This window comes from Thalassovita sp., assembly GCF_965218685.1.
GTDB lineage: Bacteria > Pseudomonadota > Alphaproteobacteria > Rhodobacterales > Rhodobacteraceae > Thalassobius.
Genome location: NZ_OZ244657.1, coordinates 2,935,492 through 2,951,787, shown reverse-complemented (window position 1 = coordinate 2,951,787; position 16,296 = coordinate 2,935,492). Strand labels below are relative to the sequence as shown.

The following is a 16,296-nucleotide window of genomic DNA, read 5'->3' as shown; positions in this document are numbered from 1 at the left end:
GCCAATTCGCTATCCTGGTTGTCGCCGAGAGCCGGTTGACAGGCTGCGGTGATGACGGGTTTTCAAGCAGGTGGCGAGGGGCAAGCACGCCGATCTTGGCGTATAGCGGGGAGTTTGAGGCGCTGGCGACTGAGAAGTTAGTGCAGCTTCCGGAGGGATTGGTCGGTTTCGGGATAATGGGCGACTTCGCGGTGATGCGAGATCAGTCGCCGGCATGCAGCGTGTAAACGGACATCCTATTCATCTGCAAAATGTTGCCTTCGCAACCACGGTTGACGGCTGGAGTTAGAGAGGGTGTTCGCTTGCGCCTCGTTTATGTGCTTGAATCTAAATATAAAAAGAGCGTCATTATGGCCATGAAGCCCAAATACCCCGAACTACGCGTTCTTTTGTCCGAACAGAATGGCAATGCCTTCCTGATCATGGGCGCCTGCCTAAAGGCCGCCAGGGATGGCGGCTTGCCGCAACACGAAATCGATGAGTTCTTGAAGGAAGCGACCAGCGGAACATACGAGGAACTGCTTCAAACAGCCATTCGGTGGTTCAGCTGCCACTAGCCCAAACGCAGCGGTGATCTGCGATTTCGGAATGCGCTATCGCTACAGGGATTTGAAAAAGAGGTGGATTTTTCCCGCCATCATCTTTCTGCGCTCTTCCAGGAAATCATCATATTCTGGAATCGGGCCGTTCAGCACCGAAGATGGAACGCAATTTGTTTGAAGGTTGGCTTGCAACTCGTCGATGTCCGTGATGCCACCATAACGTTGGGGTCCACCGGAACATTGATCGGCCAATTCAGAGAAGTAGACGTCGGGCGCCTTGTCGCCGATCGCAATGTTGATTTCGCTTTGCGCGATCACGAAATTCGCGACCTGATTGTACCGAGCAGCCGTAAATCCGCGCCCCTTCAGATAATTCTTGGGAAAAACATGGTGGACATCGCTGCGGTTCAATAGCAGGTCTCGCACTGTTATGTCCCTGGACAAGAAACCGAGATCCCCCAGCTTTGCTTGCGCCGCCTTGAAAACCACAAAGGACGGGGTCGTGGACGCAGAGGAGTTGAATTGCTGCGGCAGAAGGGCTGACCAGTAGTCCTCCGACAGTTCAGATTGAATGACAGCGTTGGCATATTTCGCCAACCCGTTCATCTCGATTTGCCGAATGTCGTAGTCGAAAGAGCTTTCAGCATTCCCCGAGTAACGTCCTCGAAGAACAGACATGACGTACCAGCGTCGAACAAGGCGTTCGAGTGACGCGGCATCCATGTTTTCGGCTCGACCGCGCAGGTAGATGATGTACGCAAAATTGACCGCGTTCTTTGAACGGATCAGATTTGACGTCACGAAGCCGGCCGAGCGAAGGATCATCGTTAGCCGGTCGAAATGGGTCTTGCTCATGAAGTTGAAGACGCCTTTCTTGAGACGCTCGAACGACGCCTCCGCGATCTCCTCCTCATAATCCCGGGTCTCGAAGTTACGACCGGACAGCAAGGCCACAAGATCCTGCAGTTTCCCGCGTCCGAACTCCGAGGTGAAGGCAACCCTCAGCATGTCCGTGTAGGACGGGTCGTAAAGATCGTCGTTGACGTTGCTCAGCCAACGCATCTTCTGGAAGTATTCGGATTTCACAAATTCCGTATCATTCTTCTCGATCCTCGGCATCGCTTCGGGGGCAACGGCCAGATGGCAGAAATAGTCGATCGCCTTGCGCAGCTGATTGCCGCCATTCCGTTCGTCCGCAGCGATCTTTGACATGACGAAATCCGCCTGGCTCAGCTGCGCGCCGGCCGAATTCACTCGGATGAAAATCTCGGTCACCGTTTCAATGTCCAGGTCCTCGGCCAGTTCGATCACCCCGACATGGTTGTTCGTGATCTGCCACAATCGTTGCAAGATGCCCGAAATCTCTTTCCGGTCCGCTTCAGGGTTCCGAGCGAGATAATCGTCCATCACGCCGATCAGCCCAATCTCGGGCGAAAACACGTCGGCAATGTCGGCAATCCAGGTGGAATCCTTCTGGATCGCCGGGTTCGTCACCTCGAACTTCTGCTCAAGTGGGTTGAAGGCGATCCGGATCCGCCGCGTGCGGTAATCCTTGTCGACGACTTCCTGCCCTAGAAGCGCCGCCATCAGCGCCGTTACCCGTTGCTGCCCGTCGATCAGAATCCGCTTGCCCGACGAGGTCGTGCCATCCTTCAGCCGCACCGTCGGGTTGCGCCAGGCGATCAGATAGCCGACCGGATAGCCATTATAGAGCGAATCCAGCAGGTTCCGCACCTTGGTCGCATCCCACACGAAAGGGCGCTGGATCTCGGGGATGGCGATCTCGCCAGACTTGACCCAGGTCAGCAGGGTTTCGATCGGATGCGGGGTGACGGAATAACGTTGGGTGGCCAAGGGTCTTTCCTATTGCTGATCTTGCTGAAAAAGTGTGGCGCGGTGCCAGGCGAGCCGCTTGCGGTGCTCGGGGCCGAGCGGGATCGGGGCGTTCCAGAGCAGTGCCTCGCGGGCGCCGTCGCTGAGGCCAGGCGAAAACGTCGGTCGCCCGTCGTCGTCGAAGCTGACCAGCCCCTTGTCAAAGGCCGCGTCCCACAGCGCCGACAGCAAGAGCCCGTTATGCACGTTCAGCCGCTCGGCATCCGTGTCGCATTGCTTCCACGGGATGATGTGGCTGGCGCGCAAAAGCGCCGCGTCGGAAATCCCGGTCAGCGGGCAGCAACCTTGCCAATAATCCATCAGCGAGGCGCGAAAGATGTCCTGGCCCACGCGTTGCATCACCAACCGCTCGGCCTCGGTGCTGTGCGGCAAGTTTTTCACCCTTTCGCGGAACACTGCCAGCGGCGCGTCGGGCAGGCTGGCGGCAAGCTGATAGAGGCGGGGCATCACCGCATAAAGCGCGCCGAGCTCGCCAAAGGCAAAACGCGCAAGGCCGGGGCCATCGACATCGGTGGGCGGCAGCCCGATTTCGGCGATCACGCCGCCATGGTCGAGCGCCAGCAGCCAGTCGCCGCCCCGCGCAAGCCAGATCGACCCTTGCGCAGTGGTTGAGGTATAATGCCGCCAGCCGTCAGTTTCGCCATGCGTCCGGCGAAACCCGTTCTGGAATGCAATCTTGTCGCACTCTTGCCGCGTGACAAAGGTTTGGGGCGCTTCGACCATCACATCCCCATCGCCGTGAATTCGCCGTTGGCTTCCATCCGGTCCCAGGCGGCGAGGACGAGGCGGCGGGTGCGGTATTCGCCGTGTTGGCGGATTTCCTTTTCCTTGAGGACGCGGAAGGTTTCCGAGGGGTAGTCTGGGCCCTTCACGTCGGCGGGGTCGAGGATGTAGCACAGCTCGTCGCGGGTCAGGCCGTAGGCCCGGGCGTAGAAGGCGTCGAGCTCGGCGCGGAGGAGCGCGCGTCGGTCCTCGTCCCAAGCGAAGGGCGGGCCGTCATGGCCTAGATCGCGGGCAAAGGGAGCGAGGCTGTGCGAGGTGTAGGTGAGTTCCAGCACCTTGGGCACAATGAACCCAATTTGATTTTCTGAATAGAAGTCTGGTGGCAGCACCGGGAGTTGTTTCACGATATTATACTTAAGGTGCACATATGCGATCTTTTGCCGGGTCGCATAATCAAAGGTCAAAGAGGCCCAATTCGCGTACATGCACGCCAGTTCGCTTGTTGATCTTTCCGAAAAAGCCAGGAGAAACGTATCACCCACAGCTGCCCTCGGGATGATGCACGGAACCATTGTTCTTTCGGCGCGGGCAGTCGTTACATCCCTCCAGCCGAAAAGGAAATTCCGCTTTCCAGCCTTTTCAGCAACCTTTGCTTCAACGTCTGACTTGGCGAGCCAGTAGAAAGGCTCGACCTCGAAATCGGGATTGATGTAGTCCTTCAGTTCCGTTGGTGGCAGAACGCGATGTCCTCGCTCGTCACCCCGAGTGTGGTACGATGTTGCCCGGTGGTCGAAATGCCAAGTCATCTTCGCTTCGTAGAGCGGGACATAGCGATTCCGGCTGTGTGGTCCGCCACTCTGAAGATTGAAAGAGCCAGCGCCCCCGCCTTCTACAGCCAATGTTGCTTGTGCGGGACGCACACCTTCAGCGACCCAGTCCATGCCATCACGCACAAATCCTGCGGCTTGTAGATCTGCTGCAGAACGGAACAGCTCGCTGTCCGTCGACATGTCGAAGAGACGCGCAAAGCTTATCCCCCAAGCGTTTCCGCTGGGCCCTTTGCCATCCTCAATCAATACAACAGAATTTTCGTAGATCTTCGCCGTTAGTTCAGCATCTGCTCTTGATCTAAATACCGGCGCCGTCTTCGTATTAGGGTTGATGGCAGAAATTTGCTCCGGAGCCAGGGTGAAGTTTCGCTCCGGTTCAGAAAGTTGAGCAGTCACAGTCAAAAAGAATGCGAAGCGGGCCTCGGGCTCATTACGACCCAATGTAAGAAGGCAAAACTTAAAGCTTCGGTGTACTGATGGAAAGACGGGAGCGGAGTTTTCGAAGTCCACAAGGCTTGCGATCCGCTTCTCTTCGACGAGCCAAGCGAAGAATGGTGCAGTGGTCGCATCTGTTGCAATGCCCGTGGGCACAATCACTCCGGATCGACCTTTGGGGCCAACCAATCGTGCAAACAGTTCGGCAAAAAGTGCATAGGTGTTGACGTCACCAGTGCCGGTCAATGCGAAACGTCCGCCTTCTTCACCCTTGACGCGAACGAAAGTGGAAGTCGCTTCGCTTAAACGCTTTTCCTTCTGGAACTCTTCAAAAAGGGCCCGTTTGGCCGTGCCCTTCTCTGCGGCGCGCAATGATTTAATCAGTTTGTCGCGCGCTGCTTTGTTCGCTGCCGTTGCTATTTCTGCATCGCGGGCAGCAAAAAATTCTTTCTCTTGCAGCTTGATCCGCTCCCATGGTGGATTGCCAAGCACCACGTTAAACCCGCCGCGCCCGATGATGTCCGGAAACTCCAAAGGCCAGTGTAATGCCCGCGCCTGCGTCGCCGCCTTTGCGTTCTCCATGATGGGCTTCCGCCCTTTGCCCTGACCGACCGCGAGCCAGACATCCTGCGAGGTCGGCACGGTCCGTTCGGAATCGCCGCTCGGCACCTCTCCCGTCTTCGGCAGCAGGAATGCGGCCGTGTAAAGGTTGCAGCCCATGCGCGCGCGCAGGAAGGCGTCCTGCTTGCGGAGCGAGCGGTAGGCCTTTGCTTTGGCTTCGACGTCTTCCACCGTGTCTTCGGGCAGATCGCGCAGATCGGAGAACTCGGCCGAGAGCGGCGCGGTGGGCAGGTCGGACCGGCCACCGGTGAAGTCGAATGTGCCCTGGCCCATTTTCGCGTCCTTGTTGGCGCGGTCGTAGAACTTGGCGACATCCTTGTCGTCGCCGGTCAGCGGCTTGTAGGCGGCATCGGGGATGCCATCCTCCAGCACCTTCAGATCGAAGACCCCCAGCAACGCATCGCCGCAGCGGATCTGCGCATCGAAGAAGCCGAGGGGAAGGCCCGGGTCCACCGTCTCGATCCAGAGCGCGACCTTGGTCAGTTCCACGGCCATCGGGTTGCGGTCCACCCCGTGGATGCAGCAGCGCGCGACATCGCGCAGGGCGTGGCGGAAGTCGGCTAGCGAGGGCGTGCCCTCGGCCCGGATGCGGGCAAGCCGCGTGGCGATGCGGCGGGCGGCGGCCAGCAGGAAGTGGCCCGAGCCGCAGGCGGGGTCGATAACCGAAAGCTTCAGCAGCGCCTTGGCGGGATCGTCTGCCTCGGCCTCGGTCTTGTCGAGCACGGGGTCGAGTGCTGTGTCGAGCAGCGCCTGCACGAGGCTGTCGGGCGTGTAGTAGGAGCCGGTGGTCTTGCGCTGGTTGCCCTTTTGCTCGGCCGCCTCGGAGGCAAAGACGAGCGTCTTGCCGTCGTCCCCCAGCTGGGGCTGAAGTTCGAGGAGGGATTCATAGACCGAGCCCAGTTCCTCGGTCTCCATCGCGCGCCAGTTGACGGGGACCATGCCAGTCTTGTCGGCAAGCCAGGAGAGGCGATAGAGCGCCTCCATGAAGGCGCGGTTGCGCAGACGGGCGGTCTCGAGGTGGGGCAGCCTGTCGTCGGCGAAGAGGCCGCCAAGCGCCGGGAGGGCGAGCGCCTCCTGCCCGTGGGCGAGTGCTCGGAAGACGATCTTGATGCCCTCGTAGCGGTCGTGGTGCTTGTCCCACGTGGCGGCGCGGTAGCACTGCTTGCGCAACGCCGCGAGGCTGTAGCCCTCGGCGTAGAGCGCCCGGGCCTCGGCCTTCGACTTCGCCGGGTGGAGGAGGTTTCTGTCCTCGCCGACCATCAGGAAGATCAGCCGGTAGACGAGGCGGAGGAGTTCGTTGAACCAGGTGGTGAGGTTCACCTCGCCGGATTTCAGTTTGGCCGCGAGCTCGGGGTTGGCCTCGAGGAAGCCCGAGCCCAGCACCTTGAGCGCGATCTGGACCTGGTCAGCCAGGCGGTCACGCGCGGCCTCGCCCTCGCGAGAGCCTGCCTCACGCCACCGCTCGAGCGGACAGTCGGTGGCCGGGGTGTTGGCGGCGCCGAAGCGTGACCGGTGAATGATGAGCCAGAGCGCGGCAAACGACGCGATGTCCTCGGTCGAGAAGATCTGGGCGAGGTCCGCTTCGATGTAGGCGGGGCGAGTAAGGGAAGCGTTGTCACGCATGAGGCGCAGGTGGGAGCCGTTGGTGACGATGCCCCATAGTGCTTCCTCGGAGTCGTTGAGGTAGTCCTGAAGCGCGAAGGCGGGCGAGCGGGAGCGATCGACGGAAAGGGTCGGGCTGCGGCGGTCCAACGTCTCGCTCGGCGGCACGACTACCAGCGGAACCCTCCCGCTGGCGATCAAGGCGAGCGGCGCATCGGCCGGTGTCAGGTCGTGGAACCCGAAGGTCTCCTTGAAGAGGCCGACGATGAAACGCCGTGTGGCGTCCTGCGAAGGAGCCTCGAGCTTCGCGAAGGCATCGAAATGAGATTGGCCGACCCGGAATGCCGTCGAGATTTCCTCGCGGATCGTGAGGCCCTTGCGGACGGCGTAGTCCTCCGGCGCCTGTTCCGGGGCATCCCGCTGGTCGATCCTGGCGATCATCGCGGGCGCGATCAGGTTGCCCTCAAGGCCGAGCGAGGGCCATGCAGACATGTCTGAGATTGGTTTGCGCGCCATGATCACACCTCGCCCGGCATGAGGACGAACAAGCCGATCACGTCCGGCGGAAGGACCGCTTCGACGCTGACGCGGGAGATGGATCCGGCCGCAGCACGCAGACGAGCGTGATCCTCGACGAGTTCCGCGGCCCGCTGTTTGACGAAGTCCGCCAAGGGTCCATTGAGCAAATCGGGCAGGTCCGCCTTGGCGGCATTGATCATCCGATCTCGTGCGATCGCCGCGAGATCGGCAGTGGCCGGCGTGCTGAGCATGTTGCGGACGTCTTCGCCGGTCGCCACGACGCCTGTGCCCTGGAGGGCAACCAGCGCTGCTTCTTCGGCCAGAAGCAGCCGCTCCTTTCTGGCGTGGATCGTGAGCTTGTACCGAACACGCAGCAGGGCAACGCGCGTCATCGCCGAGACCGCTGTTGTCGGCCAAGCACCGACGCGGCCAATGCCAAGGTCTGGAAGTGCCTCCTGATCCAACGACGCCTCGACAAGGCTCTCGGCGAGCGATGCTGTCAGCGGATGCGTTCTCGTCAAGAGTGAAGTGCCAGAGGGAGCAGGCTCCGCGGTTGCGAGCCTCACGGATTTCTCAAGGCCGCGCTGTTCAAGCTTCTCCTTCAAGGTCTGCTGTAGCGCGTGCACGTGAGCGATGTAGATGTGCCGTTTCTTCTCGAGCGGGACACCGAACCGCGACATCGCGCGCTCAATGAAAAGCTTAGTGTCCTCGGGTGAGCCGAGCAGGCTTCTGACCTTGTCCCACTCCGGCGCCACCTCAGCGGGCTTCATCGCGTTCTGCGCGAATCTAGCACGCGATTTTTTCTCGTTCTCGCTGGCATCGCGCCAACGCGCTTCCATGACCTTCGTGCCATCCTCGAGGCGAAGGTCGAGAGTCAACTGCTTGTGCCCACCACGGCGGAGCATCATTGCGGACATCAGCGCGTCTGTGACCGGTCCGCGCTCGTCAGGCAGAGGAACCGTCACCCCGGTAGCCTTCCTGATTTCCTCGGCTTTCCGCAGGATCACATCGAGGACGGCACCATCGATGGCACTGTCCGGCGAGAACATCATGATCGAACGGACCAGCTCGGCCGGTTGACCGAAGCGGTCCACCCGTCCTTCACGCTGTTGATGTCGGGTCGGATTCCACGAAAGATCGTAATGAACAACCATATCGAAAAGTTGCTGCAGGTTGATGCCTTCTGAGAGGCAGTCAGTCGCCACTAGAACTCTCTGCGCACTTTTTTCCGCATCCTCCAGCGCCATCTCCGCGACGCGATCGCGGCGCTCGTCCGGGGTCAGCTCTCCAGTTACGGACTCGATGATCAGCTTTGGGAAAGCTTTCCGCAGGCCTGATTTCACGTGTTCGGCGGTGGCCAAGTACCTGCAGAAGACGACCGGGTTTGCACCACTCTTGATCAGCGGCTTGAGCGCACCGACGAGAGCATCGAGTTTCGGATCCTTCGCTTCGAAGAGATCGCCAGCCTGATCGATGAGTGCATGGAGTGCGGGATCATCCGAGAATGCCGTGCTCGGTTCGATGTCCACGGCATCTTCGTCGTCACCGTCCTCGTCATAGATCTGCGGTTCGAGACGCTCTGCTTCGTTGGCGGCACGATTTCTCAGCGCACTCAACGCCGCGGCGGGCGAGGAACCGACGCAGCGCATGAGAGCGAGAGTGCCCCAGAACGCCAGACGCTGATCCCTCTTTTGCTCTCCCGCTTTCGAGACAACCTCGAGGCAATAGTCCAGAACGGCTTCCTGGAACGCCAGGTGCTCTGGCGAGAGCCGATAGGCGTGCTCAGTAGTTTCGTGTTTCGGGAATGATCGGTCCTCGTGCCAATCGCCCTCGACGAGGTCCACGCGACGCCGCTGGACAAAGTGCCTCGCAAGGCGCTCTCGGTATCTCGCGCTTTCGAAATCCAGCGTGGCGAAGTCCTGGTCGATCAGTGAGAGCAGTCTTGCAAATGCTTCCTCATCGCCCGAATGCGGTGTGGCCGTGAGCATGATGAACCGGCGCTCCGCGTCCTTAGCGAGTCCCTGTAGCAAATCGAAACGCTGCTGTTTGCCTTTGTGGGTGCCCACACAAGCGTGGGCTTCATCAACGATCACGAAGTCGGGACAGGCCCGCGCGAACCCCTCCCGTCGCTTCTCGGCCTTAATGTAATCGAGACTGACAACCGTGTAAGGGTAAGCGTCGAAAAGGGTCTGAGCGAGCGGCAGATTTCGCTCGAGACGTGCCGCTGTGCCGGAAGTCACCGCGGCTGCGTCGATTCCGAACCGATCCTTGAGCTCGATGATCCACTGATCCACGAGGTGGGGCGGGCAAAGAACCGTGAATGCATCAACTTCTCCGCGGTCCATGAACTCTCGCAGGATCAAGCCTGCTTCTATGGTCTTGCCGATGCCAACATCGTCCGCGATCAGCAGACGTGGCACCTGCAGCCTGAGCGCCATGAGCAATGGCACAAGTTGATACGTGCGAGGTTCGAATGCGAGCTGCGCGGCAGATCGGAATGGGCCAGCGCCACGGCGAAGTGTGAGCCGCAGCGCGTCCGCCAAGAGCGCAGCCTTGGCCTGGACAGTGGTGCGCGCGTCCTCGGGGAGGTCGAACCGCGCCGCTTCAACCGACGCGATTTCCAGTTTGGGATCAAGGACAACAATGTCGTTTTCGTTTCCCGACAGCGGCCGAAGCGCAAGAACCCCCGCGCGTGGGGCGGGAAGGGCCACCCATTCTCGGCCTCGAGCCCGAACCAAATCACCTGGTGAGAAACTCAGCACAAGGATTACCCTTTCAATAGATCAAGTAGCTGTTTGGGGACGCCGGCCTCGGCCGATGCTGGAAGAGCGACCAATTCCCAGCCTTTGTTGGCTGCTTCACTGGCCATGTCTGCGGAAACCGCCTGGCTCGTTGCGGCGACAAAGTGCCCGCGCCATACGAATTCCGCTTCCGCACCGGCAAAGCTGAGGCCAATGGTGTCGACCTGCGGGAGACCAGCAGCCTCAAACGCCTTCAGCCACGGTGACGACGCGCCGTCTGGCGCGGCACGCCGCTCAAGGACCGTGCGACCGCGCGCAAGGTCAACCAACAGCTGGGTAACCTCTTCGCTGCCGCGGTCAATCTGCTCATGGTCCGGCTGGTTGAAGTACGACAACAGGCAGCGGTAGCACCCTCTGACGCAGGCATCGTCGGCTTTCTCCGTCAGCATGCTAGCGTCTCCGCTTGCGACAGCCGCATCGATGTTTTCGAAGTGCATGAGCCCGAGTGCCGTCCGCGCGACCTCGCTGATCGCTTCTGGATTATCCATCAAGCGCGTAAGAACACCGGCCCCTCCTTCCGTGGCTTCGTAGGCAAGGATGGCGCGGCGGTTATCGCGAGCTGGAAGCGGCTCACTTAGAACTTCGCCTTCTTCAAGCTGGTAGACGACCTCGATCCCACGCAAGAGCGCATGCTGAACGGTGGTGATCGTGCTTGGGTCAAAGTTTTCCGGCTTCTTGAAGCGGAATAGAAGCGCGTTCTTGCGGTCCCTGACGATCGGCACGATCCGCACTGGCTTGACTACATCGGGCGGAGTGTCGGTCTCCGCATCCTCGTCCTCAGATTTTGCCCAGTAGCCTGTACGGGGATCGATATTGAAACCGAAAACCGTCTGGTCCTTTCGGCGCTTCAGACCCTTGTTCAGCCGACTAATCTCGGCGCTGTTGGCGTATTGCAGTGCGAGCAGAGAAGTCTCGCCACATTTGAATTCTGCGTTCGTGACCTGTAACTGATCGTCCTTCTTCGGCCACGAAAATACGGTCTGGATGTCGAAGCCCTGTCGCACGCGCTCTTCATCGTTCGCGGTGATGCGTTCAGTGGGGGCGGCTTCCACATTGTCGATGCGGAGCGTGCGCTTAATGGGCACCTCTCCGGCCATGTGTGCGTCGCAGCCATGGCAGCGCTCTACCTCTCCTTCGTGGCAGGCTCCGCAGTTGGCGCAAATGTAGATGTCCTTGGTCGCGAGTTCCGATCCGTCGCCTTCGCGAACCTCTGGAGGGAGCTTTGCCTTCATCACCCGGTAGGCGCGACCTTCGTGGTAGATCAGACTGCGCGGTCCAAATTCCGATATCGCAAGAAAGCGCGCGCGAGAGAGGAACGAGCCGGTTTTTCCCTCGCCAGGCACGAATGCATAGAGCGGCAGGCGCGGGAAATTGTAGCCGGGAAGGAAGCCCTCCGTCGCGAGGTAGCGATACGAATAGAAGTCCGATCCGTTCGATGCCTTTCCTTGTTCCAGGATCGCAATCTGGTCGCTGGCCTGCATCTGTGCGGCCTTGATCTTGCGGCGGTCGACAGCCGAGAGCCCTGTTATCTCTGATCGGGCATTGGCTTCGGCCAGCTGAGTGCGAGCAGAATTGTAGAGCTCGCGCCAACGGTCAAACGCGCGGTCGAATTCCTTCGGCGCGTTCATTGCCACGTGAAGCACAAACTCTTCCGGATCCTCCATCCAGACAGGCAACACTCCTTGATCGGCGGCCAAAATCTGCTCGAGCACCCGCTGCATTGGTGCGCGCGCGCGGGAGACAAGATCCGATTTGGAAATGGTGGTTAGGATCTCTTCCTTCAGCGGATAGCGGTCGCCACCAAGGTCGAGGATATCCGGGATGTCTGGTTTGAGGGCCAGGCGGCTCTCAGCAAGCCAAACCGCATGCAGGTGCGAACGCACCAGTTCCTCGTTCGTGATGTCCAGCGCAGGTGGCCGCACGACACCCGCCACCATGTCATTGCGACGCTCGAAGAAGTATTGGTCGTGTGGAGAACCCGATGCGCAGTACGTCACCACAACCGCTGCCTGGCCAGACCGGCCCGAGCGGCCAGCGCGTTGCGCGTAGTTGGCGGGCGTTGGGGGGACGTTCCTGAGATAAACTGCATTGAGCGCCGAGATGTCGACCCCAAGCTCCATGGTCGGCGAGCAGAACAGCGCTGGAAGGAACTGGTCGGATTCACCGGTGGTCTTGATTTCGGTCCGATACTCCGAGGTGTTGAGATTTTCGAGGTCGTCGTCTTCATACCTGAACCGCCACTCACGCCATTCACGCTGCCTTTGGGAAACCTGCGCGGTGTGCTCGCGCCCCTCCAGCCCCCAATAAGCACTATGACCCGATGCCAGATCGTCCGCAATCGATGCGTACAGATCGTGGAAGTATCGGTTTCCCCGCTGGCTTTCGTCGGAAAGCGCGGGACCGGGCACAAGGCGGACGGCAGAGGGTGTCAGCCTCCAGCCTACGAGATCAGCGTCGAGCTCAACCGGGACTATCAAGCCCTCATCGGCGAATAGCTCAAGGAGGCGCGAGAAGAACTCGAGGTAGTCGTCCCGCCCGAGCTTTGCACCCAGCACGCTTTTCTTGTTGATCAGCCGAGCTATGCGCGAGTTGTGGCCAGCGCGCAGTAGCGTCTGCTCCTCCCGAAGTCCCACGGCGTTCTTGCCTGGCGCGCGCAGAAGCAGCGACGACCGTCCGCGCGGGTTCTCCTTGGCATCTATCGCCCACGGAGCGCGCAACAGCGAACGTGATTTCTGCGCGACGCCGTCCAGGACAGTCAGGTCGAGGGCTTCCGTATTTACGGCCAGCCCTTCGAGCATTGCGCCCAGCACGGTCTTTAGCAGGATGGCTCTCTGTTCTTCTGATTGATCGCCGAGCTCGGGCAGGGCTGTCATCAGCCTTCCCCGGTCTGATGCCATGTCGGCGACGCCGACGAACTCAACATCGAGAAGCTTCAGAACGGAGAGGCTGGGGTTGGTGTAGCGCCAACCCCTTCGGAGATCAGTCCAGACTCGGTGGGCCAGGACTTTTGCGAGAGCGCGCTGGGCATCTTCGCGAATTACGGCACCAGCCGATGGGTCGAGCATCCAATGAGCGCGCGCGTCCTTGTTAGCAGACGTGAAGCCGAGTGCCTTGACGACGCTGAGACCGAACTCGTCCTCGGCCAGCCCATCGGAGCCTGCTGCCATTATCGCCCGCAGAATGGCCCCACGCAGGAGGCTCACGAACAGAAAATCGTTGAAGTGGCCGGACTGAAGCGCCGCGTCTTGCCGATTGTCCGTAAACCCCAGCAGCTTGCGCTTTGTCTTTGGAACACCGCTCGTCGGCTTGTTCATCCACTCGAGAGCACTGGACACGAGAAGGGTCGTCGCGGAGCTCCTCCCTTCGCCAGAGAGGCCCGCCAGCTTACTGCGCTCACGCATCCCCTGGTTAGGCTCGTCCTTGCAGCAGAGGCAGAATGCAAATTTACCGGGGATGAACCAGAACGCTCTCCCACCGGCGCCATGCCGGCCGTCTGGCGTCACTACATAGGAGATGGGCGCGCGCTTCTTGCGATAGGACCGCAGCCGTTCGATGCCATTGCGCTCTTCGAGCCAGCTCTCCGGGTAGCCGTTCAAGTCGCCATCGAAGGCGAAATCAGGATAGTTGTCTGGAGCCGGGCAGAGATATCCCGCCACATCATCGTCGTCTTCGGTTTCCAGCGGCGTATCGTCGATATTGCGGGGGAGAAACCTGATGTGGCCGTCATCCTCGTTCTTGGTGACGACGTGGTATTCGTGTCCGCAGTTTCTGCAGAAGCGTGTTGGGTAAAGCCGGTTACCCGGAGCATCGGGATCCTCGAGTTGACCCTCGAAAAGAACGGTGCGCGGCTTGTCCGTAAGCGTGGTGAAGACCTCGCCAGCGCCGGAGATGAACCTGTGCAACTTGAATGCGAGAAACGCTCCGTCCCCCGTCCCACCGCGCTGATCTGCGGGAAGGCTTACCAGCGTCAGGAAGCCTTCTAGCTGTGTCCGACACCGCTCCGCGTCGACCCCACTGTCGTCGGCCAATCGTCTGACGGCGTCCTCGAAGGGGATGGGCTTCTTTCGTTTCAGCTCCAGCCCGTCATCGAGTCCGAGCGCAAGCTCGGCCCATACCGCGAGCGGGTGCTTCTTGAGTTGCTCGTCATCCAAGCTCGTCGGGAGAGGCTGTCGCAACGCATCAGCCAGCGCGGCGGTCGCTTGCGCGAGAGTGATGTTGTCGTCGGTGGCCCGTTGCAGGGACTCGTCGATTACGGCATCCGGGCCGATCTCGGAGCCGAAGAGCCTTGTCGCGACTTTGGCCACGGCGACCGCTCGGCTTTCTTCGGTGCCTTCTGAAGCCATCGTCGCCGATGTACCTATGCAGATCGGAGCCTTGTCAGGGGAGCAACGGTCGCGCAGCCGCCGAACGAGCACCGCCACATCCGCACCTTGGCGCCCTCTATAGGTGTGGAGTTCGTCGAGGATGATGAATTCAAGACCGGTCGCGTTCTTGACCACTTGGGCGTCCAGGTCGTCTTGGCGGGTCAGCAGGAGCTCCGCCATCATGTAGTTCGTGAGCAGGATATCTGGCGGATTGGCCGCGATCCGTTGACGTTCCTCTTGGCTTTCTTGCCCAGTGTAGCGTTTGACAACTGGCTTGAGGGCGTCCGGAAGCCCTGACTGCCCGATGAATTTCTCGATTTCCTTCATCTGGCTGTTCGCCAGAGCATTCATTGGATAGACTATAATTGCGCGAGTTGTTCGAGGCTTACCGATGCGCAGAGCCCGAATGATGGAATCGACCACCGGCACGAAGAAGCATAGCGATTTGCCAGAGCCCGTGCCCGTTGTGACCACATAGCTTTTCCCCGACTTCGCCTTGGCAATAGACTCCGCCTGGTGTCTGTGAAACCGCAGAGGTGTTTCGCCAAAGCGGAATACTCTGCCGGTCCCTTCGTCCAAATCGCCAGACAGGACGAGATCATCCACGGTGGGGCCTGAGAGGTACCGCGGGTTCAACGACAAGAGCGCGTCCGGCCAAAATCGTCCAGCATCATACTGCGCGTCGATTTCTGTACGAAGATCTTCGGCACGAATGGCGCTGAAAGAACGCGAGAAACGCTCATAGGACCCGATTAGGTGATGGTCAAAATCGAAGGCCTTCATGTCTGATCCTTGAAGCTACTTGCTGCTTCGCTGTGGGCAAAGATGGCTTTGCGGTTCAGAAGAACAATCTGCTGGTCTTGCGGCATCCTCGCCGCCGGATCCGTGTCGAGGCCAAGCCTTTTCAGCGCGTAATAGAGAAGTGCGCGCCTGACCTTGATCATCGCCTTGCCGCTTCGCATGCCGTAGTCGAGCGCGATAACCTTTGCTTGCGTATCCGAGAGGTCGGGGTGGGGGGCGATCTCCAGCGTGACATCGGAGTGCCAGTCGCTGTCGTCGGCGGCCGAGGCTTCGGTCTCCTGTGCACCTCGGATCTTCAGCATCCGGGACAATAGGAAGTCCTTGAAGCACTCATCGTTCAGACAGAACGCTCGCGTGTGCCAGCGGAAGCCGTCGAACGCGATGGCGTGGGGCGCAATCCAGCGCCAGCGGGGCTCCGGGTTGGACAGAGACTGGTACTTCACCTCGACCGCCTCTGACCGACGTATGGCGCCAACGACCGAGCGGAGGGTCACCGGGTTGACGCGACGCACTGGCGTTGGGGCAGAAGCGTAGGGCGGGAGATTGGCTATCCAGGAATCCTCGCGGTCGAGGATTCCGTCAGAGAGTGACCGCAGCTGCGCGAGGTAGCGGCTCGCATCGGGCTCTAGGAACTGCGCCTCGAAGTCCAAGCCGCGGACATAGGTCCGAGCGCTCTTATCGTAGACCATGTTGTCCGGCGCGAAGCCGATGTAGCGGTTCAGATCGGCGGACGCTTGGTTCACCGACAGTCCAAACTGCTCCATCAAATCGCTTCGGTTCACATGCCCCTCCCAAAACAAACGGAACTCGATGAATTCGAGGCGCTGCGCGACTCCCCAACGAAGCTCTGGCTTGACGTTTTCCACTTCGCACTCCCAACTCGGCGCGTACGATTATTGTACGCGCCCATTTTTTGTGCTGACTTCACGCTAGCGGGTAGTCGTCTAGGGTTCAATCGAAATGCTTCGAAATCAAGGGAAGGATGTCGTCGAATGCGCGGTTTTTGCATGGAAACGGCAATTGCTGGGGCGGCCAGTCACCGGACCAGACCACAGCGCAATTCGCTCACCTCGACGCAGAGCTTATGCGGATAGCGACGGATGCATTGGCTGCAATCCTCGACAGAACTTGGGAAAATCGCGAGCCAATGCGCTTCTTTACGATT

General features: G+C 60.0%; 7 protein-coding genes. 1 reads left to right on the top strand and 6 read right to left on the bottom strand.

All coding sequences use genetic code 11. The features are described from left to right. Window positions 1–350 precede the first annotated feature (350 nt). Window positions 351–557: a hypothetical protein gene (locus tag ACOQOQ_RS14480; protein ID WP_420567699.1), complete on the top strand. Its 207-nt coding sequence runs from the start codon at window positions 351–353 to the stop codon at window positions 555–557. A gap of 42 nt (window positions 558–599) precedes the next feature. Here ACOQOQ_RS14480 and ACOQOQ_RS14475 read toward each other — a convergent pair whose 3' ends face one another. From ACOQOQ_RS14475 to ACOQOQ_RS14450, 6 genes are read right to left on the bottom strand one after another with little or no spacing between them, the layout of a single operon-like run. After that, window positions 600–2,396 (bottom strand): GmrSD restriction endonuclease domain-containing protein, encoded by a 1,797-nt coding sequence (locus tag ACOQOQ_RS14475; protein ID WP_420567698.1) that lies wholly within the window; start codon window positions 2,394–2,396, stop codon window positions 600–602. A 9-nt stretch (window positions 2,397–2,405) separates the two neighbouring features. Further along, a complete protein-coding gene (locus tag ACOQOQ_RS14470) occupies window positions 2,406–3,158 on the bottom strand; it encodes an HNH endonuclease (RefSeq protein ID WP_420567697.1) in 753 nt (250 codons plus the stop codon). Beyond that, window positions 3,158–7,162: an Eco57I restriction-modification methylase domain-containing protein gene (locus ACOQOQ_RS14465; RefSeq protein WP_420567696.1), complete on the bottom strand. Its 4,005-nt coding sequence runs from the start codon at window positions 7,160–7,162 to the stop codon at window positions 3,158–3,160. Before ACOQOQ_RS14465 ends, ACOQOQ_RS14470 begins: the two co-directional genes overlap by 1 nt. A 2-nt stretch (window positions 7,163–7,164) precedes the next feature. Next, window positions 7,165–9,876, bottom strand: a complete 2,712-nt coding sequence (locus ACOQOQ_RS14460) for a DEAD/DEAH box helicase (protein WP_420567695.1) — start codon at window positions 9,874–9,876, stop codon at window positions 7,165–7,167. 56 nt (window positions 9,877–9,932) lie between these two features. Further along, window positions 9,933–15,113 (bottom strand): DEAD/DEAH box helicase, encoded by a 5,181-nt coding sequence (locus ACOQOQ_RS14455; RefSeq protein WP_420567694.1) that lies wholly within the window; start codon window positions 15,111–15,113, stop codon window positions 9,933–9,935. Further along, on the bottom strand, window positions 15,110–15,997 hold the full coding sequence (locus ACOQOQ_RS14450; RefSeq protein ID WP_420567693.1) for a WYL domain-containing protein: 888 nt from the start codon (window positions 15,995–15,997) through the stop codon (window positions 15,110–15,112). The genes ACOQOQ_RS14455 and ACOQOQ_RS14450 overlap by 4 nt, the downstream gene beginning before the upstream one ends. Window positions 15,998–16,296 lie beyond the last annotated feature (299 nt).